Annotated in this window: 19 protein-coding genes; 4 read left to right on the top strand and 15 right to left on the bottom strand. The window is 70.3% G+C overall.

Features of this window, described 5'->3' with window-relative positions; genetic code table 11:
* Positions 1-68 precede the first annotated feature (68 nt).
* Positions 69-728 carry a type IV toxin-antitoxin system AbiEi family antitoxin gene (locus ABD264_RS01080; RefSeq protein WP_344203661.1) on the top strand — a complete coding sequence of 220 codons (660 nt, stop codon included), beginning with the start codon at positions 69-71 and terminating at the stop codon, positions 726-728.
* A gap of 138 nt (positions 729-866) precedes the next feature.
* On the opposite strand, the gene ABD264_RS01075 is transcribed toward ABD264_RS01080, so the two are convergent.
* The 13 genes from ABD264_RS01075 to ABD264_RS01015 form a co-directional block, all read right to left on the bottom strand.
* Positions 867-3,455 (bottom strand): RelA/SpoT family protein, encoded by a 2,589-nt coding sequence (locus ABD264_RS01075; protein WP_260983378.1) that lies wholly within the window; start codon positions 3,453-3,455, stop codon positions 867-869.
* Between the two features lie 154 nt (positions 3,456-3,609).
* Positions 3,610-4,644, bottom strand: a complete 1,035-nt coding sequence (secF, locus tag ABD264_RS01070; RefSeq protein WP_144942876.1) for a protein translocase subunit SecF — start codon at positions 4,642-4,644, stop codon at positions 3,610-3,612.
* Entirely contained in the window at positions 4,641-6,506 is a 1,866-nt protein-coding gene (secD, locus tag ABD264_RS01065) for a protein translocase subunit SecD (protein ID WP_303105436.1), read from the bottom strand. Before secD ends, secF begins: the two co-directional genes overlap by 4 nt.
* Positions 6,507-6,606: 100 nt before the next feature.
* Positions 6,607-7,212, bottom strand: coding sequence for a preprotein translocase subunit YajC (locus ABD264_RS01060; RefSeq protein ID WP_344203655.1), 606 nt, complete (start codon positions 7,210-7,212; stop codon positions 6,607-6,609).
* A 141-nt stretch (positions 7,213-7,353) separates the two neighbouring features.
* Positions 7,354-8,454 carry a Holliday junction branch migration DNA helicase RuvB gene (ruvB, locus tag ABD264_RS01055; protein WP_344203653.1) on the bottom strand — a complete coding sequence of 367 codons (1,101 nt, stop codon included), beginning with the start codon at positions 8,452-8,454 and terminating at the stop codon, positions 7,354-7,356.
* 2 nt (positions 8,455-8,456) lie between these two features.
* A complete protein-coding gene (gene ruvA, locus ABD264_RS01050) occupies positions 8,457-9,098 on the bottom strand; it encodes a Holliday junction branch migration protein RuvA (RefSeq protein ID WP_344203650.1) in 642 nt (213 codons plus the stop codon).
* Positions 9,099-9,317: 219 nt separating this feature from the next.
* Positions 9,318-10,001, bottom strand: coding sequence for a crossover junction endodeoxyribonuclease RuvC (gene ruvC / locus ABD264_RS01045; protein ID WP_144942872.1), 684 nt, complete (start codon positions 9,999-10,001; stop codon positions 9,318-9,320).
* A 4-nt stretch (positions 10,002-10,005) separates the two neighbouring features.
* Positions 10,006-10,767, bottom strand: a complete 762-nt coding sequence (locus tag ABD264_RS01040) for a YebC/PmpR family DNA-binding transcriptional regulator (RefSeq protein ID WP_144942871.1) — start codon at positions 10,765-10,767, stop codon at positions 10,006-10,008.
* Positions 10,768-10,910: 143 nt separating this feature from the next.
* Positions 10,911-11,642, bottom strand: a complete 732-nt coding sequence (locus tag ABD264_RS01035) for a type 1 glutamine amidotransferase (protein ID WP_344203647.1) — start codon at positions 11,640-11,642, stop codon at positions 10,911-10,913.
* Between the two features lie 9 nt (positions 11,643-11,651).
* On the bottom strand, positions 11,652-12,965 hold the full coding sequence (locus tag ABD264_RS01030; protein ID WP_144942869.1) for a Mur ligase family protein: 1,314 nt from the start codon (positions 12,963-12,965) through the stop codon (positions 11,652-11,654).
* Positions 12,966-13,016: 51 nt separating this feature from the next.
* Complete coding sequence (locus tag ABD264_RS01025) at positions 13,017-13,589, bottom strand: HIT family protein (RefSeq protein ID WP_144942868.1); 573 nt, start codon at positions 13,587-13,589, stop codon at positions 13,017-13,019.
* Positions 13,586-15,820: a threonine--tRNA ligase gene (gene thrS, locus ABD264_RS01020; protein ID WP_425554271.1), complete on the bottom strand. Its 2,235-nt coding sequence runs from the start codon at positions 15,818-15,820 to the stop codon at positions 13,586-13,588. Before thrS ends, ABD264_RS01025 begins: the two co-directional genes overlap by 4 nt.
* Positions 15,821-16,032: 212 nt before the next feature.
* Positions 16,033-16,911 (bottom strand): DUF2382 domain-containing protein, encoded by an 879-nt coding sequence (locus ABD264_RS01015; protein WP_303105445.1) that lies wholly within the window; start codon positions 16,909-16,911, stop codon positions 16,033-16,035.
* A gap of 361 nt (positions 16,912-17,272) precedes the next feature.
* Between ABD264_RS01015 and ABD264_RS01010 the strand changes: the two genes are divergently transcribed.
* From ABD264_RS01010 to ABD264_RS01000, 3 genes are all read left to right on the top strand, one after another.
* Positions 17,273-17,767, top strand: coding sequence for an NfeD family protein (locus tag ABD264_RS01010; protein ID WP_094393860.1), 495 nt, complete (start codon positions 17,273-17,275; stop codon positions 17,765-17,767).
* Between the two features lie 108 nt (positions 17,768-17,875).
* Complete coding sequence (locus tag ABD264_RS01005) at positions 17,876-19,096, top strand: SPFH domain-containing protein (protein ID WP_344203642.1); 1,221 nt, start codon at positions 17,876-17,878, stop codon at positions 19,094-19,096.
* Positions 19,097-19,212: 116 nt separating this feature from the next.
* Complete coding sequence (locus ABD264_RS01000; protein WP_144942865.1) at positions 19,213-19,548, top strand: RNA polymerase-binding protein RbpA; 336 nt, start codon at positions 19,213-19,215, stop codon at positions 19,546-19,548.
* Between the two features lie 62 nt (positions 19,549-19,610).
* Here the strand turns inward: ABD264_RS01000 and ABD264_RS00995 are convergent, their stop codons facing one another.
* Both ABD264_RS00995 and ABD264_RS00990 read right to left on the bottom strand, forming a co-directional pair.
* A complete protein-coding gene (locus tag ABD264_RS00995; RefSeq protein ID WP_303105451.1) occupies positions 19,611-20,351 on the bottom strand; it encodes a polyprenol monophosphomannose synthase in 741 nt (246 codons plus the stop codon).
* A 188-nt stretch (positions 20,352-20,539) separates the two neighbouring features.
* Positions 20,540-21,835, bottom strand: coding sequence for an amidohydrolase family protein (locus ABD264_RS00990; RefSeq protein ID WP_303105452.1), 1,296 nt, complete (start codon positions 21,833-21,835; stop codon positions 20,540-20,542).
* Positions 21,836-21,868: the final 33 nt, after the last annotated feature.

Raw genomic sequence — 21,868 nt, 5'->3', positions numbered from 1 at the left:
TCTCGTGGGTTCTCCACAGGTGCGGCGCGGGTCTGCCGTGGCGCCGGTTCGTGGGGTGGGATGGGTCCATGACCTCCCTCGCCCCCGCGCTGCGCCCCTCCGGTTCCCGCTACGACGGCGCGTTCACCGTGTTCCTGCCCGGCCACCCGTTCAGCCGCGCGGAGCTACACGCCATGACCGTGGACGGTGTGCTGCGCCGCGAATTGCTGGACGCCCACGTGCACGCGTCCCAGCCCGTCACCGACTCCCTGCGGGCGGTGGTGCTGAGCCGGGTGGTGCCGGGCAACCTGCAGCGCCGGGGTGTGCTGGGGCGGCTGGGTGCGGCGTGGTTCTACCGCTGCGCGCGGGAGCCCTCGCCGCTGCCCGTGCTCGTGGACAAGAGCGCGCGCACCACGGCCACCGTTCCGCCGGGGATCGTGCTGCACCAGACGAGCTTCGCTCCGGAGGACGTCGTGACGTTGCGCGGAATTTCTCTGACGTCTCCTCGGCGCACGGCCCTGGACATCGCGCTGTACGTTCCGGGCCCCGCCGGCGACGCCGCCCTGCTGGCCCTCATGAGCGCCTCACGGCTGCGGTGCACTCCGCAGGACGTCCGCCTCGGCCTGGAGACCTTGCCCAAGACCCCCGGACGGCGCGCGGCGCTCACGCGGGTGCGCAAGCTGTCACGGGGGATGCAGACCGAGGCACAGGGCCGAACGGTGCAGCCCGCGGCGGTCACCGGGACCTGAGAATCTCGGTGGAGCTTGACCACGCCGAACGGCCCGGCCCGGGAAGGCGTGCGCTCCCGGGCCGATCACCTGCCAGACCGCTCACCCGCCGGACCGCACGCCGGAGGCCCAGGAAGTAGGCGCCCGCCCGGGCTGGCGTCAGGACACCACGGGCTGGTGGCCCGACACGCGGTACACGTCGTACACGCCGTCGATCCGCCGGACCTGGTTCAGCACGTGGTCCAGGTACCGGGTGTCCCCCATCTCGAAGGAGAAGCGTGAGATGGCCAGACGGGCACGAGAGGTGTGCACCTGGGCGGAGAGGATGTTCACGTGGTTCTCGGAGAGCACGCGCGTGACGTCGTAGAGCAGGGACTTGCGGTCCAGCGCCTCCACCTGGATCTCCACGAGGAACAGCGATGACTGCGTGGGAGCCCACGAGACCTGCTTGACCCGGTTGTCTCCCTCCGGCAGCGCCTTCATGTTCGCGCAGTCCACCCGGTGCACCGAGATCCCTGAACCACGGGTCACGAAGCCCACGATCTCGTCCGGGGGCACTGGCGTGCAGCAGCGGGCGATCTTCACGTAGACGTCCGAGGCGCCCTGCACGAGCACTCCCGCATCCGCCACGCCCGACCGCACCGGCTTGGTGACACGCGTGACCTCCGTGAGGTCCTCCTCCGTGCCGTCCGCACCGCCCAGGTGCTCCAGCAGCTTCTCCACCACCTGCTGGGCGCTGACCGCGTCCGAGCCGAGCGCCTCGTAGAGGGCGGCCACGTCCCCGCGGTTGAAGTCCTGCGCCACCGCGAGCAGCGACTCGCTCGTGACCGTGCGCTGCAACGGCAGGTGGTGCTTGCGCAGGGCCTTGGTGAGCATGTCCTTGCCTCGCTCGATCGCCTCCTCGCGCCGCTCCTTGGAGAACCACTGGCGGATCTTGGTGCGGGCGCGCGGGGAGCCCACGAACTTGAGCCAGTCCTGGGAGGGCGCGGCCTGCTCCGACTTCGAGGTGAGGATCTCCACCCGGTCCCCGTGCTGCAGCGTCGAGGACAGCGGTGCCAGCTTGCCGTTGACCCGCGCACCGATCGTGCGGTTGCCCACCTCCGTGTGCACGGCGTAGGCGAAGTCCACCGGCGTGGAACCCGCGGGCAGGGCCATGACCTCACCCTTGGGCGTGAACACGTACACCTCGGCGGTGTTGATCTGGTAGCGCAGCGAGTCCAGGAAGTCCGAGGAGTCCTTGGCCTCCTCCTGCCAGGAGACCAGGGAGCTGAGCCAGTTCAGCTCGCCCTCCTTGGCCTTGGGCGTGGCGGAGTTCGCCTGGTTGACCTTGTCCTTGTACTTCCAGTGCGCCGCCACGCCGTACTCCGCCCTGCGGTGCATCTCGTGGGTGCGGATCTGGATCTCCACGGGCCGCCCGTTCGGTCCGATCACCGTGGTGTGCAGCGACTGGTACATGTTGAACTTGGGCATGGCGATGTAGTCCTTGAACCGCCCGGGCAGCGGCCGCCACTTTGCGTGCAGCACACCGAGGGCCGCGTAGCACTCGCGCACGGAGTTCACGAGCACGCGCGCAGCCTGCAGGTCGTGGATCTCGTCGAAGTCCTTCCCGCGCACGATCATCTTCTGGTAGATCGAGTAGTAGTGCTTGGGTCGGCCCGTGATGGTCGCCTCAATCCCGGAGGCGTCCAGCGCCTCGCCGATCTCTCCACGAATCTGGGCGAGGTGCCGCTCCCGCTCGGGGGTCCGCTCCCCCACCATGCGCACGATCTCGTCGTAGACCTTGGGGTAGAGCGCGGCAAAGGAGAGGTCCTCGAGTTCCCACTTGATCGTGTTCATGCCCAGCCGGTGGGCCAGGGGCGCGAAGATCTCCAGCGTTTCGCGCGCCTTGCGGCCCGAGGACTCGGAGGAGACGAAGCGCCACGTGCGGGCGTTGTGGAGGCGGTCCGCAAGCTTGATGACCAGCACCCGGATGTCCTTGGCCATGGCCACGATCATCTTGCGGACGGTCTCGGCCTGGGCGTTCTCCCCGTACTGGATCTTGTCCAGCTTGGTCACGCCGTCCACGAGCTCGGCGACCTCCTCGCCGAACTCCGCCCGCAGCTCGTCCAGCGTGTAGGAGGTGTCCTCCACCGTGTCGTGCAGCAACCCGGCCACCAGGGTCGCACCCGTCATGCCGAGCTCCGCGAGGATCGTGGTCACTGCCACCGGATGGGTGATGTACGGGTCCCCGGACTTGCGCTTCTGGCCCTCGTGGTGCGCATCCGCCACGGCGAAGGCGCGCTCCAGCACGCTGAGGTCCTGCTCGGGGTGCGAGTTCTGCACCGTGCGCAGCAGCGGCACGAGCACGGGCGAACTGGGCACTGACTCCCCGCTCAGCACGGACAGCGTGGAGCGGGTCTTCTCGCTGCGACCGGGGAACACGGCGCGGCCGAAGACGGGGCGAGAGGCCGGGAGCACGAAGTGGGTTCCGCTGAAGTCCCCGCGGGCCACGGCGGTGCGCTGACCGCCGGCCGCGCGCGACGCGCCGTCGGCGGCCACGCTGGTTCCCACGGCGGACGTGGGGGCCGACCCCAGCGATGTGGCGTGACCCGTGGTCGTGCCGACAACCTCGGCAGACGCGGGAGCGGACGCCGACGACGTCGTGCGCGCCGTCGTCGCAGCGGCCGTGGCCTCGGCAGATCCCCTGGAAACGGGCGCGGGTGAGTCTGCGGGTGCGCGGGTACCCGCGTGGTCGGACGTGCTGGACATGAGTCGTGGCCTCCTCACCGTGCCGCGGTGCCGGGGAGGTGGGATCCTGGCCCGGCGCGGCTGATGACCCAGTGTAATGCCGCGGCCCAGTGCTCTGTGCACGGGGCCGCGGGGGCGTGAGCGCTGGTGGGGCCCGTGGTCCGGGTGTCCGGGCTCAGGCGGAGACGGGGTCCGAGCTCACCGGGGGCGCATCCGTGGTCCGCTCCTCCAGCACCTTCCGGGTCTGCTCGCGCACCGCGGGATCGCGGTCCCGCAGCCACGAGTACAGCGGCGCCGCGACGAACAGCGTGGCCAGGGTGCCCACGATGATGCCCACGAACAGCGAGAGCGAGAGGTCCTTCAGGGTTCCCGCGCCCAGCAGGTAGGCGCCGATGAACAGGATGGAGCCCACCGGCAGGATGCCCACCACGGAGGTGTTGATCGAGCGCACGAGCGTCTGGTTCACCGCCAGGTTCACCTGCTCCCCGTACGTGCGCTTTGCGCGCTCCGCAGGTGCGGTGCCGTCCAACAGCCCCGCGGTGTTCTCACGGACCTTGTCGAAGACCACCACCGAGTCGTAGAGCGAGTAGGAGAGCACCGTGAGGAAGCCGATCACGGCGGACGGGGTGATCTCGAAACCCACGAGCGAGTAGACACCGCCCGTGACCACCACGGTCACGAGCATCGCAGCAATCGAGGACACAGACATCTTCCACGTACGGAAGTACAGCGCCATCAGCGCGAGGGCCAGCACCACGAAGACCAGCAGGCCCCACAGCGCCTGCTGCGTGACGCCCTGACCCCACGTGGGACCCACGAAGTTCGAGGTCACCTGGTCCTCGCCCACGCCGTAGGAGTCCTGCAGCTTGGACTTCACACTCAGTGTCTGGTCGTCGTCGAGCTGCTGGGTCTGCACCCGAATGGTGCCGGGGGCGATGTTGGTGACCGTGGCCTCGTCCGCGCCGGGGGTGCCCGCCACGGCGCGCTGGCCGAGGGAGACGTCCGTGTTCTCGACCCCGGAGACCGTGAACTCCGATCCCCCGGTGAAGTCGATGCCCAGGTTGAACCCGCCTTTGACCACGGGGATCAGCACGGAGACCACCACGAGCGCCAGGCTCACCGCGAGCCACAACCCGCGCTTCTGGACGAACGGGTAGGAGCGGCGCCCGCTGTGCAGGTCGTTGCCGAATCGCGCGAGTCGGTTGCTCATCGCTGGGCCTCCTGAGTGTCGGAGTGGGCGGAGGACGACGCCGTGTCGTCACCGGGGGCCGCCTCGCGTGCCGCGCGGCGTCGTCGTTCGGCGATCGTGAGGCCGTCGTTCTCGGAGGGGTCGCGCAGCCGCCCGGCGCCGCGGTAGAGCGGCACGGCGTCGAGGGCCTCCGGGTCCAGGCCGGAGTTCTTGGCGCCGGAGCCGAAATAGCGCGTGCGGGCCAGCAGCACCATGACCGGGTGCGTGAACAGGAACACGACCAGCAGATCCGCGATGGCCGTGAGACCCAAGGTGAACGCGAAGCCGCGCACGTTGCCCACGGCCACGAAGTACAGGACCACCGCGGCCAGCAGGTTCACGGCCTTGGAGGCGAGCACCGTCTGACGTGCCCGCTGCCAGCCGTGGTCCACGGCGGCAGGAATCGTACGCCCGGCGCGGATCTCGTCGCGGATGCGTTCGAAGTAGACGATGAACGAGTCAGCAGTCTGCCCGATAGCCACCACCAGGCCCGCCACGCCGGCGAGTGAGAGCCGGTAGTTGGCGCCCCAGCCGAGCAGTGTGATCGCGAGGTACGTGAGCACACCGGCCACGACGAGCGACGCGATGGTCACGAGCCCCAACCAGCGGTACTGGAACAGCGAGTAGATGCACACGAGCGCCAGACCGATCAGACCGGCCACGATGCCCATGCGCAGCTGGTCGCTGCCCAGCGTCGCGGAGACCTGCTGCTCCGAGTCGATCGAGAAGGACACCGGCAGCGCACCGTACTTCAGCTGCTGGGACAAGAACTTGGCCTCGTCCTCCGTAAAGCTGCCCGTGATCTGCGCCTTGCCGTCCGTGATGACGGAGTTCATGCTCGGCGCGGAGATCACGGAGCCGTCCAGCACGATGGCGAACTGGGAGCGGGGATCGCCCTGGCTGCTCTGCCCCAGGCTGTAGAGCCGCTCGGAGAGGTCCTTGAAGGTCCTGGTGCCCTGCTCGTCGAACTGCAGGTTCACGGCGAAACCACCCGTGGCGTGGCCCTGCGAGTTCGTGGCCTGGGCGTAGGACGCGTCCGAGATCTCGGTGCCGGGGATCTCCACCGGCCCAAGGATGAACTTGGTGCCGTTCTCGGAGCCGCCCTGCGAGTCGCACGCCACCACGGCCTTGTCCTGCGGCTGCGCGGCACGCTCCTCCTGCGACTGACCCTTGGTGCAGTCCAGGGCCTCGTACTGGGCGTAAAGCTCGCGGGTCACCCAGTTGGGGTCCGAGGAGTTGGTGGGCTTCGCGTCCGGCTCCGGGATGGACTTCGGATCCGTGCGCTTGTCCGCCGGTGTGGGCGCACCGTCGCCGGTGACGATCACGGGGCGGAACGCCATCTGCGCCGAGGTCTGGATGAGGTCGCGGGTCTCGCTCGAGGGCACGCCGGGCATCGACACGACGATGTTGCGCCCGGACTGGGTCGTGATCTCCGCCTCCGAGACACCCGCGCCGTCCACGCGCTGGCGGATGATCTCCACGGCCTGGTCAAGCTGCTCCTGGGAGATCTCCTTGCCGGCGTCATCACCCTGGAGGGTGGGCGAGAGCACCATCTGCGTACCGCCCTCGAGGTCCAGGGCCAGCTTCGGACCCCACCCCGTGCGGTCCGTGCTGACCCCGTAGACCAGCACCCCCGCCAGGATCGCGACCACGGCCACGAGGGCGAGCAGGGCCTTGCGGGCCGACGCCGCAGCAGCAGCAGCCCCCGAGCGCGGCCGCGCCGTAGCGCCCCCGCCCTTCGCGCCGTTCGCGCGCAAGCCGGTCTCCTCCGATGTCCTGTGCCGACGCCAGCGGGAGCCCCTGGGCTCCCCGGGGGTCCCCGACGCCTTCTTCTGTGCTGCCATAGCCGTCCTTCAACGAGCCCGTCACCGGCACCGCACGGGCCGGTCGACGCATGAGAAACGGGCCGATGTCATCGGCCCGTGTCCCAGCGGGGGGGGTGGATCAGTTGGTGGTGGTACCGCGGTCCTCGCCGTTGCGGGCGTCGCGCCAGGTCCGGTGATCCTGCTCCGGTGCGACGTCGCCAGCTGCGGTGTTCCCGGCGGCGGTGTTCCCGGCGGCGGTTGCACCTCCGGGGGCGGTTCCGGTCGTGTCCGACTCACTGCGCGCGGCGCCGGTCACGACGTTGCCGTTCTCAGCGGCTGTGTTCCCGGACGCGTCGTGCACGGTGCCCGCGGTCGTCGTACCGGTGGCCGCAGGGCCGTCGACGACGGCGCCCCCATCCGCCCCGGAGTCCGCGGGAGTCTCGTCCACCACGGTGGTCACGGTCTGGGAGTGCACGGTGACGAGCTGGCCCGGGGAGATCTCCAGGACGGCCTTGTTCTGCTCGCGGTCCATGTCGCGCAGCGTTCCGTAGAGGCCGAAGCTGGTCATCACGCGCGTGCCGGGTTCCATGGTCGCCTGCTTGGCCCTCATCTGGGCCTGGGCCTTCTTCTGGCGGCGCATGGGCAGCCAGAGCAGCAGCACCATCACCACGAGCATCACGGGCAGGAACCACGCGGTCCCACCTCCGCCGGCAGCAGCTTCCTGGGTTTCTGCGAGGAGCGTCACAAATGATCCGTTCTGTCGTCGTGCGAGGGGTCGCGCGTGGCAGGTGCCCGCTGACCCGCGGGAATGATTCGAGCACGCGCTCGGGTTCGCATGAAGTTTAGTGGATGGATCTGGTGACCCGCTGGACGGTGACAGGACCGGCTAGGAGGAGGCGTCCCGCTCCTGCTCCGCGTTCGAGGCCAGCGCCGTGCGCAGGGCCGGATCCTTGAACGCCGCGTGGTTCGGGACCTCCAGACCCAGGTGTTCCCACGCGGCCGCCATGGCGATGCGCCCGCGCGGCGTGCGCCCCAGCAGTCCCTCCCGCACGAGGAACGGCTCGGCCAGGGTCTCCACGGTCTCGGTCTCCTCACCCACCGCGATCGCCAGGGTGGACAGCCCCACGGGGCCACCGTTGAACTTTCCCACGAGCGCCGAGAGCACGTTGCGGTCGAGCCGGTCGAGGCCACGGACGTCCACCTCGTACATGTCCAGTGCGGCGCCGGCGGCGCGCGCGTCGATCCGGTCCACGCCGTGCACGAGTGCCCAGTCCCGCACGCGGCGCAGCAGCCGGTTCGCGATGCGGGGGGTTCCCCGGGAGCGGGAAGCCACCTCGCTGAACGCCTCCGTGGTCATGGTGAGGTCCAAGAGGGCGGCCGAGCGGCGCAACACGAGTTCCAGCTCCGGGACGGAGTAGAACTCCAGGTGCCCTGTGAAGCCGAAGCGGTCCCGCAGAGGGCCAGGCAGCAGACCGGCACGCGTGGTCGCGCCCACGAGCGTGAACGGTGGGAGGTCCAGCGGGATAGACGTGGCACCGGCCCCCTTGCCCACAACGATGTCCACGCGGAAGTCCTCCATGGCCATGTAGAGCATCTCCTCGGCCGGGCGGGACATGCGGTGGATCTCGTCCAGGAAGAGCACCTCCCCGTGGGTCAGGGAGGACAGGATCGCGGCGAGGTCCCCGGCGTGCTGGATGGCGGGGCCGGAGGAGATCCGCAGGGGGACGTCCAGGTCCTGGGCAATGATCATGGCGAGCGTGGTCTTGCCGAGCCCCGGGGGTCCCGAGAGCAGCACATGGTCCGCCGTGCGACCGCGCAGCTTGGACGCCTCCAGCACGAGCGAGAGCTGGGCACGCACGCGCTGCTGGCCCACGAAGTCCTCGAGCGTGCCCGGGCGCAGGGACGCCTCGAGCTGCTGGTCGTCGTAGTCGCCCTCCGCACCAACGAGCCGCTGCTGCCCGGTGGACGCGCCGTCCTCGATGGCCATGCTCAACGCCCCCCGGTGCGGGCGTGAGAGGTGCCCTTGGAGGTGCCGAGCCAGGACAGGACGGCGCGCAGGATCTCCGCCACGTTGCCCGAGTCGGCGAGCTCGGGCTGGGTCTGCAGGGCGTCGTCGATGCCCCGGGCGGCGTCCTTCTCGCTCCACCCCAGACCGGTCAGGGCATCAACGACCTGCTCACGCCAGACCTGCATCTGCGGCTGGGCGCCCTGCACGCTTGCGGGCTCGGGGAGTACAAGCTTGTCGGCCAGTTCGAGCACGATCCGGCGCGCGGACTTGGGACCGATGCCCGGCACGGCGGTGAATGCCTTGTCGTCACCCGCGGCGATCGCGCGCCTGGCGTCGTCCGGGCCGAGCACGGAGACCGCCGCCAGGGCCGTGCGCGGGCCCACCCCGGAGACCCCGAGCATCACGGTGAACACTTCCTTCTCGTCCGCGCGGGAGAAGCCGAAGAGCAGGGGGGACTCGTCCTTCCGCGCGATGTACGCGGTGTGCAGACGCGTGGTGGAACCCACCCGCAGTCCCGCGAGGGTGTGGGTGCTCGCGTGGACCTCGACCCCGAAGCCGGCGACCTCCACGACCGCGAGCGTGGTCCCCACGAACTGCACCTCACCGGTGACCGAGGCAATCACGGTCCGCTCCCCTCTCCCGGCTCCGCGCGGGTCGTCTCAGTGGCGGCGGCCCCGCCGCCGGGGCGCCCGTCCGTGCGCAACCGTCCCACCGAGGGGGCAGCCGCACACGTTCGAACAGATGTGCGAATACTGCTGGCCACTGTACCAAGGCCCGGGGACATGATGAGCGACACCCGGATGCTCCAGCGTGCCGTCGCGATCCTGTCGCAACGGGGCGGGTCAGCGGAAGCGAGACCCGCCGGAGTGCCCGGAGGACCGGGGCTTTCCCGCACCCGGCGCGCGGGACGCCGTCTCGGCCCGCCGCCACGCCTGCTGCGCGGGGGTCAGCGTGCCGGCAGTGCCTGCGCGGGAGGGTCTGGACCCCGAGTGGGTGGAGGTCCGCTCGGCCGCGTTGACCCCGGAGACGCCGCCACGCCAGCCGTGGCACACCGCCAGAGCAAGGGCGTCCGCGGCGTCCGCGGGACGCGGCGGGGCATCCAGGCGCAGGATCCGCACGACCATGCGGTTGACCGACTCCTTGTCCGCGGACCCGTCACCGGTGACCGCGGCCTTGACCTCGGACGGTGTGTGCCAGGCCACGGGGATTCCGCGTCTGGCAGCCGCTGCGATGACGACGCCGGTGGCCTGCGCGGTGCCCACCACGGTGGGGGCGTTGTTCTGCGCGAACACGCGCTCCACGGCCACCACGTCCGGCCGGAAGCGCTCGATCAGCTCCTCGGCGGTCTCCATGATGGTCAGCACGCGCCGCTCCAGCGCCTCGTCCGCCTTCGTGCCGCTGACCTGGACGTGCACGAACGTGCCCGTGCGCTGGGCGGACATGTCCACCACGGCGAACCCGCAGCGTGTGAGGCCAGGGTCCACGGCGAGCACCCGACGCCCCCCGCGGTCCTGGGTGCGCGGCACGGTCCTACTCGTCGTCCTCGAGCTCGGCCATGACTTCGGCCGGGATGTTCGCGTTCGAGTAGACGTTCTGCACATCGTCGAGCTCCTCGACGGCGTCCACGAGCTTGAGGAACTTCCGCGCACCGTCCGCGTCCAGGTCCACCTTCATGGTCGCCCGGAACTGGGGGTCGTCGTTGTTGTACTCGAGCCCGGCCTCGTCCAGCGATGTACGGATCGCGGGCAGGTCCGTGGCCTCGCTGACCACCTCGAAGACGTCCGACTCGTCCAGCACCTCGTCGGCACCGGCATCCAGGACGGCCATCAGGACGTCGTCCTCCGTCAGCCCGTCCGTCTTCGCGACCTCGACCACGCCCTTGCGCTCGAAGAGGTACGCCACGGAGCCGGAGTCCGCCATGGAGCCGCCGTGGCGGGTCACCGCCACGCGCACCTCGGACGCCGCACGGTTCTTGTTGTCCGTGAGGCACTCGATGTACAGCGCGGTGCCCTGCGGGCCTCGGGCCTCGTAGAGGATCTCGGTGTAGTCGATCGTCTCACCCGTCAGCCCGGCACCACGCTTGACGGCGCGGTCGATGTTGTCGTTGGGCACCGAGTTCTTCTTGGCCTTGGAGACGGCGAGCTCGAGCGCCGGGTTGCCGGAGGTGTCGGCGCCGCCCATGCGGGCCGCGACCTCGATCCCCTTGATGTACTTCGCGAACGCCTTCGCACGCTTGGCGTCGATCGCCGCCTTCTTGTGCTTGGTCGTGGCCCACTTGGAGTGACCTGACATGGATGACCTCCTAGAAACAGTGCGTCCGGCCGTGCTCGGGCCGGACGCGGTGGTGGATTGACTGCCATGATACCGAGCGTGCCCCGTGCGCTGTCACACCAGCGCCTGCGGGCAGCCCCCCCCCCCCCCGCCGGGCGGCGTCGTCAGCGGGGCCGAGAGCTCGCGACCTCGCGGGCCCGCTCCGCGAGCGTGTCGTCGAAGGTCTTCTCCGGCAGGGCCTCACCCCGCACCTCGAGCGCGGCTGAGAGCAGGAAGTCCGCGACGGCCGGGTTCTTCGGCAGCATGGACCCGTGCAGGTAGCTGCCCAGCACGTTGGCCGTACGGGCGCCCTCTGTGCCGTCCTGGCCGTCGTTTCCCGCCCCGGAGACGACCGCGGCGAGCGGTTGCTGGCCCGCGCCCAGGTGGGTCAGTCCGGAGTGGTTCTCGTAGCCGACGATGGTGCCCAGTTCCTGTGACTCGGTCACGATGTTGCCGATCAGGCGCTCGGGGCCCGCGACCGTCTCCAGGTCGAAAATCCCGATGCCCTGCAGGGTCTCTCCCCCGCCGGTGCGGAAGCTCTTCCCCAGGAGCTGGTACAGCCCGCAGATGGCGAGCATCGGCACACCGCGCTCCGCAGCGTCGTGCAGGTGCCCCGAGACGGCCGCGAGGTCCTCCGCCACGCGGAACTGTCCCGAGTCCTGCCCGCCGCCGCCCACGAAGAGGTCCGCCTGCTCCGGCCAGGGGTCACCGGGGTTGTGGTCGTGAACCTCCACTGCGAGCCCGTAGCGTTCGGCTCGGCGCTTGAGCGTGAGGGTGTTGCCCCAGTCACCGTAGATGTTCATGTACCGGGGGTAGAGCTGCACGATGCGCAGCGGTTCTGTGCTGGTCTCTGGCACGGAGTCCTCCTAGATCGCGGCCACGTGAGTCATGCCGCCCAGGATCTTGCGCAGGGACAGCATGGCCGTGTAGGTGCAGAAGATGCGCATGGGACGGTCCCCCGACCCCGCGATGAAGTCCCGCAGGGCGGTCTCCAGGTCCGGCTCCACGGTGCCCACGGGCACGAGGTCGTAGTCCAGGCGCAGGGCCATGTCCCACGCGCGCACACCGGAGACCACGTCCACGCCGCCCTCGCGCAGCCGGTCGAAGTCCACGTCCCACAGCCAGGAGACGTCGCGGCCGTCCGCGTACTGGTCGTTGATCGCGATCATCGTCGCGTAGTCCTCGGCCGAGGCGGAGGCGAGGGAGAGCCGGAAGCCGGCGGGGTTCTTCACGAGCAGCAGCTGCAGGGGCTTGTCCTGGACCGTGATGGTCTCCCCGCGCCCGAACGCCGGGGTGACCTTGCCGAGCTCCGCCACCAGGGAAGCCGTGTCCGCGCGCTCGCCCAGCACCTGCAGGGCGAGTGCCAGCGCACCCGCCGCGTTGTACTGGTTGTAGACGCCGTAGAGGTCCACCGTGGCCTCGTAGGCCTTGCCGGCGACGTCGAGCTCAACGCTTCGAGCGTTGACGGCCTCGAGCACCACGTCCGCCCGCGGGCGCTCCGCCGAGGGAACGGCGCTGTCCTCGGCGCCCGGGTCCACCTGGCGCAGGCCGTCGCGCATGTCGTCGTCCGAGGGGAACATGGGACGCAGCGCGTCAGAGAGCCCGAACCAGCTCACCCCGGTGCCCTCCGGGAGGTCCTCGGCGAGCGAGGCGATCCGAGGGTCCTCCCGGTTCAGCACCACGGTCTCCGTGGTCGCGTGCGCCACCTGCCGCAGCATGCGCCGCGTGGTGTCGATCTCCCCGAAACGGTCCAGCTGGTCCCGCATGATGTTGAGCAGCAGGCTGGTCCGCGGACGGACCTGCTTCACGAAGTGCACCGCGTGGGCCTCGTCCAGCTCCAGGACGGCCACGTCCGCGTCCAGGCGGCCGAACGCGTCCATCTCGGCGAGCAGGGAGGCGGCCACGCCGCGCACGAAGTTGGAGCCGGTGCGGTTGGTGAACACCCGCAGCCCCTGCGAACGCAGCAGCTGCACGGCCATCTTGGTGGTGGTCGTCTTGCCGTTGGTTCCGCTGACCACCACCACTCCCAGGGGCAGCTTGGCGAGCTCCTCCGACACGAAGCGGGGGTGCAGCTTCTCCATGAACAGGCCGGGGAAGGCGGATCCGCCGCCGCGCAGGCTCGTGGCCCAGCGGACGCCCTGGCCGAGGGCACGTACAAGTGGTCTGGACATGGGCTCCATCCTAGTGAGCGGGCACGCTCGCCCGCGGTGCGGACCCGGGGGCCCGGTGGGTCAGTCCTCGGGCCAGGCGGCCGCGATGTCCTCGCGGGTGGATCCGAGGGTCTGGATCAGGGGTTTGGTGTGGGCGATCACCGGCATGAAGTTGGCGTCGCCGGTCCAGCGCGGCACCACGTGCTGGTGCAGGTGCGCGGACAGCGAGCCACCGGCGGCGGATCCCAGGTTGAGGCCCACGTTGAACGCGGCCGGCTGGGCGACGTCGCGGATCACCCGCACTGCGGTGCGGGTGAGCGTGTTCAGCTCCCACAGCTCCTCGTCCGTGAGCTCCTCGAGGTCCGCGACGTGCCGGTACGGGCACACGAGCACGTGCCCCGGGTTGTACGGGAACAGGTTGAGGACGGCGAAGCAGTGCTCCCCGCGGTGCACGATGAGGGACTCGTCGTCGGGGCGCCCGGGCGCCGCGCAGAACGGGCAGCCCGGTGGCTGCTCCACGGAGGTGTCCTCCCCCCGCACGTACGCGAGGCGGTGGGGGGTCCACAGCCGCTGGAAGCCGTCCGGCACGCCCGGGAGCTCGAAGTCGTCCCGGCCCACGCCCTGCTCGCCCGACGCCGGGCCCCGCCCGGTCACGGCTGCCCCGGCACGCCCGGCTCGCCGGTTTCCGTGCTCGCCCCGCCGGCGGCGGCACCGCGTGCGGTTGCCTTCCGGGACGAGGCCGACGCCGCGGCGTCCGCCGAATCCTCGACGACCGTCTCGGTCACGCGCACCTCGCCGCCACCGGAACCGTCTGCGGAGTCGTCCACCGCACCGGGCTGGGCGGGGGCCGTGGGGTCCGCGTTGACACGCTGTGCGATGTGACCGGAGATCAGCTCGACCGCCTCGTCCTGGGAGACGCCGTTGAACTGGGAGCCGTCGCGGAAGCGGAAGGAGACGGTGCCTGCCTCGGCGTCGTCCCCGCCGGCAATGACCACGAACGGGATCTTGTCCTTCGAGGCGGTGCGGATCTTCTTGGGGAAGCGGTCCGAGGAGGTGTCCACCTCGACGCGCACGCCCTTCTCCCGCAGCTTCTGCGCAAAGCCGTCCAGGTAGTCGTCGAACGCGTCCGCCACGGGGATCGCCCGCACCTGCACGGGAGACAGCCAGGCGGGGAACGCGCCGGCGTAGTGCTCCGTGAGCACGCCCATGAAGCGCTCCACGGAGCCGAAGAGCGCGCGGTGGATCATCACGGGGCGCTGGCGTGTGCCGTCCGAGGCCTGGTACTCCAGGTCGAAGCGCTCGGGGAGGTTGAAGTCCAGCTGAATGGTGGACATCTGCCACGTGCGCCCGATCGCGTCGCGTGCCTGCACCGAGATCTTGGGGCCGTAGAACGCGGCACCCGCCGGGTCCGGGACGAGCTCCAGGCCGGACTCCTCCGCCACCTCCTGCAGCGTGCGGGTGGCCTCCTCCCAGATCTCGTCCGAGCCCACGAACTTCTCCGGGTCCTTGGTGGAGAGCTCCAGGTAGAAGTCCTCCATGCCGTAGTCCTTGAGCAGCGAGAGCACGAAGTTCAGGGTGCTGGTCAGCTCGCCCTTCATCTGCTCGCGCGTGCAGTAGATGTGGGCGTCGTCCTGCGTCATGCCCCGCACACGCGTCAGACCGTGGATCACACCGGACTTCTCGTAGCGGTAGACCGCCCCGAACTCGAAGAGCCGCAGGGGAAGCTCACGGTAGGAGCGCCCCCGGGAACGGTAGATCAGGTTGTGCATGGGGCAGTTCATGGGCTTGAGGTAGTAGTCCTGTCCCGGCTTCGCCAGCTCACCAGTCTCGGGGTCCCGCTCCTCGTCCACGTGCATGGGCGGGAACATGCCGTCCCTGTACCAGTCCAGGTGCCCGGAGACCTCGTAGAGGTGCCCCTTGGTGATGTGCGGCGTGTAGACGAACTCGTAGCCGGCGCGCGCGTGGCGCTCCCGCGAGTAGTCCTCCATCTCCTTGCGGATGATCCCGCCCTTGGGGTGGAACACGGGAAGGCCTGAGCCGAGCTCGTCCGGGAAGGAGAACAGGTCCAGCTCCACGCCGAGCTTGCGGTGGTCGCGGCGCTCCGCCTCCGCCAGGCGGTCCTTGTAGGCCTTCAGCTCCTCCTTGGTGGGCCAGGCCGTGCCGTAGATGCGCTGCAGCTGCTTGTTCTTCTCGTTGCCGCGCCAGTAGGCGGCCGCGGAGCGCATCAGCGCGTAGCCATTGCCGATGTGCTTGGTGTCCGGCAGGTGCGGGCCGCGGCACAGGTCCTTCCAGGCCGTCTCGCCGCTCCTGCGGTCCACGTTGTCGTAGATGGTGAGCTCGCCACCGCCCACCTCCACGGATGCGCCCTCCGCGGACTCGTCCACCGCGCCGGACCCCGGCCCGCCAGCGAGGTCGATGAGTTCAAGCTTGTACGGCTCGTCCGCCATCTCTGCACGAGCCTCGGCCTCGGTGACGCTGCGGCGGCGGAAGATCTGGTTCCTGTTGACGATCTTCAGCATCGACTTCTCGAGCTTCTTGAGGTCCTCCGGGGTGAACGGCTCCGCGACGTCGAAGTCGAAGTAGAAGCCGTCCGTGATGTAGGGCCCGATCCCCAGCTTGGCGTCCGCGCGCAGCTCCTGGACGGCCTGCGCCATGACGTGCGCGGTGGAGTGCCGCAGCACCTCGAGCCCCTCCGGATCGCTGACGAGCACCCGCTCCACGACGTCCTCGTCCCGCAGGGGAGTCGCCAGGTCCTTGAGGTCACCGTTGATGTAGGCCACCACCACGTCGCGCTGCTGCGCGTAGAGATCGGCGGCCGTGGTGCCCTGTTCCGCGGTGCGGGACTCGCCGTCCACGCTCAGCCGTAGTGAAGGGGCGTCCGTCATGGTGATTCTCCTCGTCAGGTGTCATGTGTGCCCGCCCGTACCTGGGGCGTGCCTCTCGCCGGGGACCGCTCTGGGCCGCCGACGACGCTGTCGATGCTACCGCTCCGCCGCGACCCGCACGAAGCGGGCCGGACACGGCTGTGCCCCGGACACGGGGTCCGGGGCACAGCCTGTGCTCACTGCTCGGGCGCGTCACTCACGCCCGGTGCGGTTCAGCGGCGGGGCAGGTCGCCGTCGCGGCCGAGATCGTCGCGGCCGGCAGCCTTGCGGTCGACGTCCGTCTCGACGTCCACCTGCTCCTTCTTCACGTCGGCCTCGACGCGCTGGGTCTCGCGGACGGTCTGCTTGTTCAGCCCGACCTCCTCGACGGCCACGGTTTCCTTCTCGACGACGGGGCGCTCCTCGTGCAGAGTGACGTCCACCTCTTCCTCGCCGATGCGGCCGTTGTCCACGCGGCCCTCGGTGCCGTTGAGCGGGGTGCGCTCCACGGTCACCTCTTCGCGCTCGACAGGAACGTCCACGGTCTCGTGGTCGGTCACCACGTACTTGCGCAGGCGGGCGTGGCCAGCTTCGCGCTCCTGGGTGCCCACGTTCAGGCGCTCCTCGTGGCGGACCACGGAGGCGTCCTCGCCAGCGACGGCGGCGCGGTCCTGGTCCACGGCAGCGCGGTCCTGGTCCCCGGCGGCGCGGTCGCGGTCGGCAACCACGGCATCGCGGTCGGCGACGTCGCCGTCACGGCGGTCGCGGCCCGCGGCGGCGGTGCCAGCGGTGCGGCCGTCGTCGTAGTTCAGCTCGTAGTAGCGGTACAGCTCCTCTTCCTCGGCCGGGGAGAGGTGCTGGTCGGCGTCGACCTTCGGAGCGTCCTTGATGACGTCCTTGGTGTAGGGCAGGACCACACGGTCGCCGTCCTGACGAGCGCCCTTCACAGGAACGAAGTTCTCTTTGGCGCCGAACAGACCGGTGTTGACGGTCAGGAACGTGGGCTCGCCCGAGTTGTCGTCCAGGAAGACCTGCTCGACCTTGCCGATCTTGTCACCGTCGGAACTGTAGGCCGTGCTGGACAGAATTGCATTCACGTCGAACGTGGTCATCGCATTAACTCCTCAGTAAGTCTCTGCTTGCAGCGCACGGTTTTGTGCGCTTCGTTAGGCCACCGCCCCCGCAGTGGGTGTGCGGTCCGGCTTCGTGACTCATATTACGACGTGGGCAGCACGTCGCCACCGATTTCTCTCACGGGGAAACCGCCGCGCCGTTGCCGTGCGCCGCCGCCGCAGTGTGGTGGCCGACGTCGACGACGCGCCCTCCAGCGGCTCCCACCCGCTCCTCCGCGCGCCACCCCCGGCCCCGGGAGTGCCGTAGGGCACAATGGGACGGACCGAGTGGTGTGGATTCTCGGAGGGCGTCCGGGTGATTCACACGAAACGTCGACCCCGACGAGAACGGAGCCGCACCGTGTGGGAACCACTGGTCAACAACCCCTGGATCTTCTGGCTGATCGTCATGCTGGCCCTGGCCGCCATCGAGATGCTCACCCTGGACTTCCTGTTCCTGATGATGTCCCTGGCAGCGCTGGTCACCACCGTGGTGAGCCTGGTCGTGGACAGCTTCACCCTGCAGGTGGTGCTCTTCGCGGTGGTCTCGGTGCTGCTGATCTTCCTGATCCGCCCGCTCGCGCTGCGGCGGCTGAACCGCTCGACACCCACCACCCGCTCCAACGCCGAGCGCCTGGTCGGACTGCCCTGCACGGTGCTCGAGCCCGTGGGCCGGCACAGCGGGCTCGTGCGGCTGGAGGGTGACATCTGGACGGCCCGCGCGGACACCGAGCCGCCCCTCGCCGAGGGCAGCAGCGTGTTCGTGGAGCGCATCGACGGCGCCACCGCCGTGGTCTCGGCCACCGCCCCGGCCACCGTGGCCCCGGAAGGCCCCGGCCGCGGCGTCCACCCCTGAACGGCGACGACGCCGCGCGGGTCGAGTGCGGCGTCGTCACCGGATCCCGGCACGCGGGCACGGGCCAGGCCCGGCACCGCGCGCGGAAACCCCCGATGAAAGGTCCCCATGTCTGTCGTCATCCTCATCCTGCTGGTCGTGGTGGTGCTCGCCGCGGTCATCGCGCTGGTCAAGGCGGTGCGGATCATCCCGCAGTCGCGCGCCGGCATCGTAGAGCGCCTGGGCAAGTACCAGGCCACCCTGAACCCCGGTCTGCACTTCCTGATCCCCTTCATCGACCGGCTGCTGCCCCTGATCGACCTGCGTGAACAGGTGGTGCCGTTCCCGGCGCAGTCCGTGATCACCGAGGACAACCTGGTGGTGGGCATCGACACCGTGGTCTACTTCCAGGTCACCGATCCGCGCGCGGCCACCTACGAGATCACCAACTACATCCAGGCCGTGGACGAGCTCACGAGCGCCACGCTGCGCAACGTGGTGGGCGGGCTGAACCTCGAGGAGACGCTGACCTCGCGCGACAAGATCAACGCCGAGCTGCGCGGCGTGCTGGACTCCACCACCGGGCGCTGGGGCATCCGGATCTCCCGCGTGGACATCAAGGAGATCACTCCCCCGCCGTCCATCCAGGACTCCATGGAGAAGCAGATGCGCGCGGAGCGGGACCGCCGCGCGGCCATCCTGACCGCCGAGGGCGAGAAACAGTCCCAGATCCTCACCGCCGAGGGCTCACGCCAGGCATCGGTGCTCTCCGCCGAGGGCGACGCCAAGGCCGCCATCCTGCGCGCGGACGGTGAGGCCCAGGCCATCGCGAAGGTCTTCGACTCCATCCACCGCGCGAAGCCCACCCAGAAGCTGCTCGCGTACCAGTACATCCAGACGCTGCCCAAGGTCGCAGAGGGCTCGGCCAACAAGGTGTGGATGATCCCCGCCGAGCTCACCGGTGCGCTGCGCGGTGTGGGCTCCTACCTCAACCCCGGGGGCACCGACGCCCCGGACTCGGACGCCGACGACGAGCCTGTGCTCCCTCGGGACCTCCCCGAGGACGAGCCGATCGTCGCGCACGAGACCGTGAGGGTCACGGAGAAGGACCTCGAGCCGGACCTGAAGCTCACCGATCCGAGGGACTTCGAAATGCCGGGCTCCCCCTACACGTCCCCGCTCGCCCAGCAGGCCGCCGATCCGCACGTGGACGAGGTGGACGTCACCGGCGTCGTCGAAGGCGCCACGGACGCGGCCCGCGACGGCGAGCCGGGCACTCGGCACGCGCAGCACCGGGACGAGCCCGGCCAGCCGGAGGATCCCGGGAACCCCGGGAATGAAAACCGCTGACGGCCCGTTGTGCTCACGGAAGAGGAGTCGGGACCGCGCGGTGACACGCGCGGACGCGGGACGCCGAGGTGCGCCCCGCGGGACCCGGCCGAGCGGACGGCAGGAAGGATCGTTGCGTGAGTGATCGCAGCCTACGAGGGATGCGCCTGGGCTCCCAGTCCATGGAGACGGAGTCCGGTGTGGAGCCCGCACCGCGCCAGCGCGTGGAGTACCGCACCGCGGACGGCGAGTCCGTGTCCGTGATGTTTGCCGCGGAGGCGGAGATCCCCCCGGTGTGGACCACGAAGACCGGTCAGGAAGCCATCCTGGTCAACGGCGAGAAGCCCGAGAACCCCAACGAGAAGCACCAGCGCTCCCACTGGGACATGCTGCTGGAGCGGCGCAGCGTGGAGGAGCTCGAGGAGACCCTCGCCCAGCGCCTGGAGTTCTACAAGGAGCAGCACGCTCTCTGAGAATCCCGCGTTCACGACAGTGGCCCCCGTCCTCGGACGGGGGCCACTGTCGTGTGCGGGGGTCAGCGGCCGATGCCGAGCTTTCCCGCCAGGGTCTTGGCGCGCGCCGTGAGACCCCACTTGGCCACGCTGGTGGCGGCCTCGATGGTGACGTCGTTGCTCATCTTGGACACGCCCTCCTCACGCTCCACGAACGTGATGGGAACCTCCACGATGGTGAAGCCGAGCTGCTCGGCCCGCCACGCGAGGTCGATCTGGAAGCAGTAGCCGCGGGACTGCACGGAGTCGAGGTCCAGCGCCCGCAGGGTGGTGTCCCGGTAGGCGCGGAAGCCGCCGGTGATGTCGTGGATCGAGGTGCCGAGCAGCACGCGGGAGTAGAGATTGCCGCCGCGGGAGATGAGCTGGCGCTGCAGGGGCCAGTTCTCGGTGCGGCCACCGGGCACGTAGCGGGAGCCGACGGCCATGTCAGCGCCCTGCTCGATGGCGTCCAGCAGCAGGGGAAGCTGCTCGGGCTGGTGGGAGCAGTCCGCGTCCATCTCCACGAGGACGTCGTAGCCGTGCTCCAGACCCCATGCGAAGCCCGCGAGGTACGCCGGGCCGAGGCCCTCCTTGGCGGTGCGGTGCAGCACGTGGATGTTGCCGTCCTGTGCCGCGAACTCGTCGGCCATCCGACCGGTGCCGTCCGGGCTGTTGTCGTCCGTGATCAGGACGTGGGCGTCCGGCACCGCGGCGCGCAGCCGGGCGATGACCGTGGGCAGCGACTCGCGCTCGTTGTACGTGGGGATGATGGTGAGAACTCGCACCGGGCGTCCTTTCATGCCGATGGGGCTCGGGCGACGGAGCCCGAACAGACCACTGGGCAGGCCCATCCGCCTTCGGACCAGACGGGGCACTCGGCCTCGTTCTGTTTTCTAAGGACGGATGGACCCACCCGGCAGTAAGAACTCAGTCTAACCTCAGCGGACGCAAGGTCCAAGGTGAAAACACCCCGTCAGGGGCGCGGCTCCTCCCCGCTCACCAGGGTGCCCGCGACCATCGTCGCCTCGCACAGCGGCAGCCGGGAGTCGTCCAGGGAGGGCAGCACGGGCGTCCTCGCGCGCGGATCCGTGCTCCAGGACGCCCCGGTGCCCTGGGCCTGCTGCACCATGACCGACTCGGCGTCCCACACGGCCAGGGTGGCCTCCTCCCCGGGTGCGAGCTGGCCCGCCAGCGGTGCGCCCCCGGCCTGAGCGCGCCACGCGCCGCGCGTCAGCGCCAGGAAGGCCGCGCGCGCGGAGGTCCGCAGCCGTTCCTGCGGGGCGTCGAGGGCGGCCTTCACCGCGGTCCAGGGGTTCTCCGCGTCCGTCGTCAGCGTCACGGGGACCCCGGCGCGGGCGAGATCTCGAAGCGGCGCCTGCCCGGCACGGCACGAGACGGTGCAGGCGAGGCTCGCCAGGCGTTCGCACTGCGCGTCGTCGAGGTCGGCCACGCCCACGATGCGGTGGCCCCGTGCCCGGAAGGGCCGCTCCCCCACCTCGGCGCGGGCCGCCTCGGCGGCGGAGAGCACCCGGTCCAGGAGCACCGCGCCGGTGGACGCGGCGGGGGTGGCCGCCTGGGCGTCGGCAGCGGTGCTGGCCGGGACGGAGGCGGTGGCGGTGGCGGTGGCGGCAGCATCACCGGCATCGGTATCGGCACTCGCACTGGCACTGGCACCGTCCGCGGCTGCTTCGGCGGTGGATGCGGCGTCCGGCAGGGGCGAGGGGAGCACGAGCACCGCCTGAAGGCCCGCGCGGGTGCAGGCGACGAGGTGGCGTCGCACCGCGTCCTCGGGCGTGTCCTCGCGCACGGCGAGCCCCAGCGCCGGAGACGGCAGGGACGCCGGGTCGACGTCCCCCGTCAGGGCCTCTTCCCGCACGAGGACGGGCAGGGCGTGCATGCCGTCCTCGCGGATCCGCCGCACCGCCTCCGCGAGTTCCCCGGGATCTGTTCCCAGCACCTCGACGGCGCCGTAGCCGTCCCACGCGCGTGGCAGCCGCGCGGCGTCGTCATCGGATCCTGACACGCTCGACTGCCCCCGGAGCGATGCGAGGTCCCCGAGCAGGTGGTGCGCCACGAACGCGGGGGTGACCACGGCGGCCCGCAGGTCCCCGAGGACGGCGTTCGAACCCGCGATGCCGCGGGCGGCGTCGTCGGAGCCCACCCACGCGACGGTGGGACCGTCCACGAGCAGGGCGGTGGCGAACGGGTCCGCGGGCGAGTAGACCGACCCGTTGACCCACACCCGCTGACCGGGCTGAGCAGAGTTCACGTGACTCCTTCCGTGGCGGCGGCAGTGGCCGCC

Origin of the sequence: Kocuria salsicia (assembly GCF_039532055.1) — a bacterium.
GTDB classification, from domain to species: domain Bacteria; phylum Actinomycetota; class Actinomycetes; order Actinomycetales; family Micrococcaceae; genus Kocuria; species Kocuria salsicia.
The sequence above is the reverse complement of the archived record's forward strand: the minus strand, read 5'-3'. Positions and strand labels throughout refer to the sequence as shown.

Bases quoted from the DNA above. Each gene is read 5' to 3' on its own strand.
- ABD264_RS01015 (WP_303105445.1), bottom strand. From the start codon at position 16,911: ATGACCACGTTCGACGTGAATGCAATTCTGTCCAGCACGGCCTACAGT.
- ABD264_RS01075 (WP_260983378.1), bottom strand. From the start codon at position 3,455: ATGTCCAGCACGTCCGACCACGCGGGTACCCGCGCACCCGCAGACTCA.
- secD (WP_303105436.1), bottom strand. From the start codon at position 6,506: ATGGCAGCACAGAAGAAGGCGTCGGGGACCCCCGGGGAGCCCAGGGGC.
- secF (WP_144942876.1), bottom strand. From the start codon at position 4,644: ATGAGCAACCGACTCGCGCGATTCGGCAACGACCTGCACAGCGGGCGC.
- ABD264_RS01030 (WP_144942869.1), bottom strand. From the start codon at position 12,965: ATGGAGCCCATGTCCAGACCACTTGTACGTGCCCTCGGCCAGGGCGTC.
- ruvB (WP_344203653.1), bottom strand. From the start codon at position 8,454: ATGGCCATCGAGGACGGCGCGTCCACCGGGCAGCAGCGGCTCGTTGGT.
- ABD264_RS01040 (WP_144942871.1), bottom strand. From the start codon at position 10,767: ATGTCAGGTCACTCCAAGTGGGCCACGACCAAGCACAAGAAGGCGGCG.
- thrS (WP_425554271.1), bottom strand. From the start codon at position 15,820: ATGACGGACGCCCCTTCACTACGGCTGAGCGTGGACGGCGAGTCCCGC.
- ABD264_RS01080 (WP_344203661.1), top strand. From the start codon at position 69: ATGACCTCCCTCGCCCCCGCGCTGCGCCCCTCCGGTTCCCGCTACGAC.
- ABD264_RS01005 (WP_344203642.1), top strand. From the start codon at position 17,876: ATGTCTGTCGTCATCCTCATCCTGCTGGTCGTGGTGGTGCTCGCCGCG.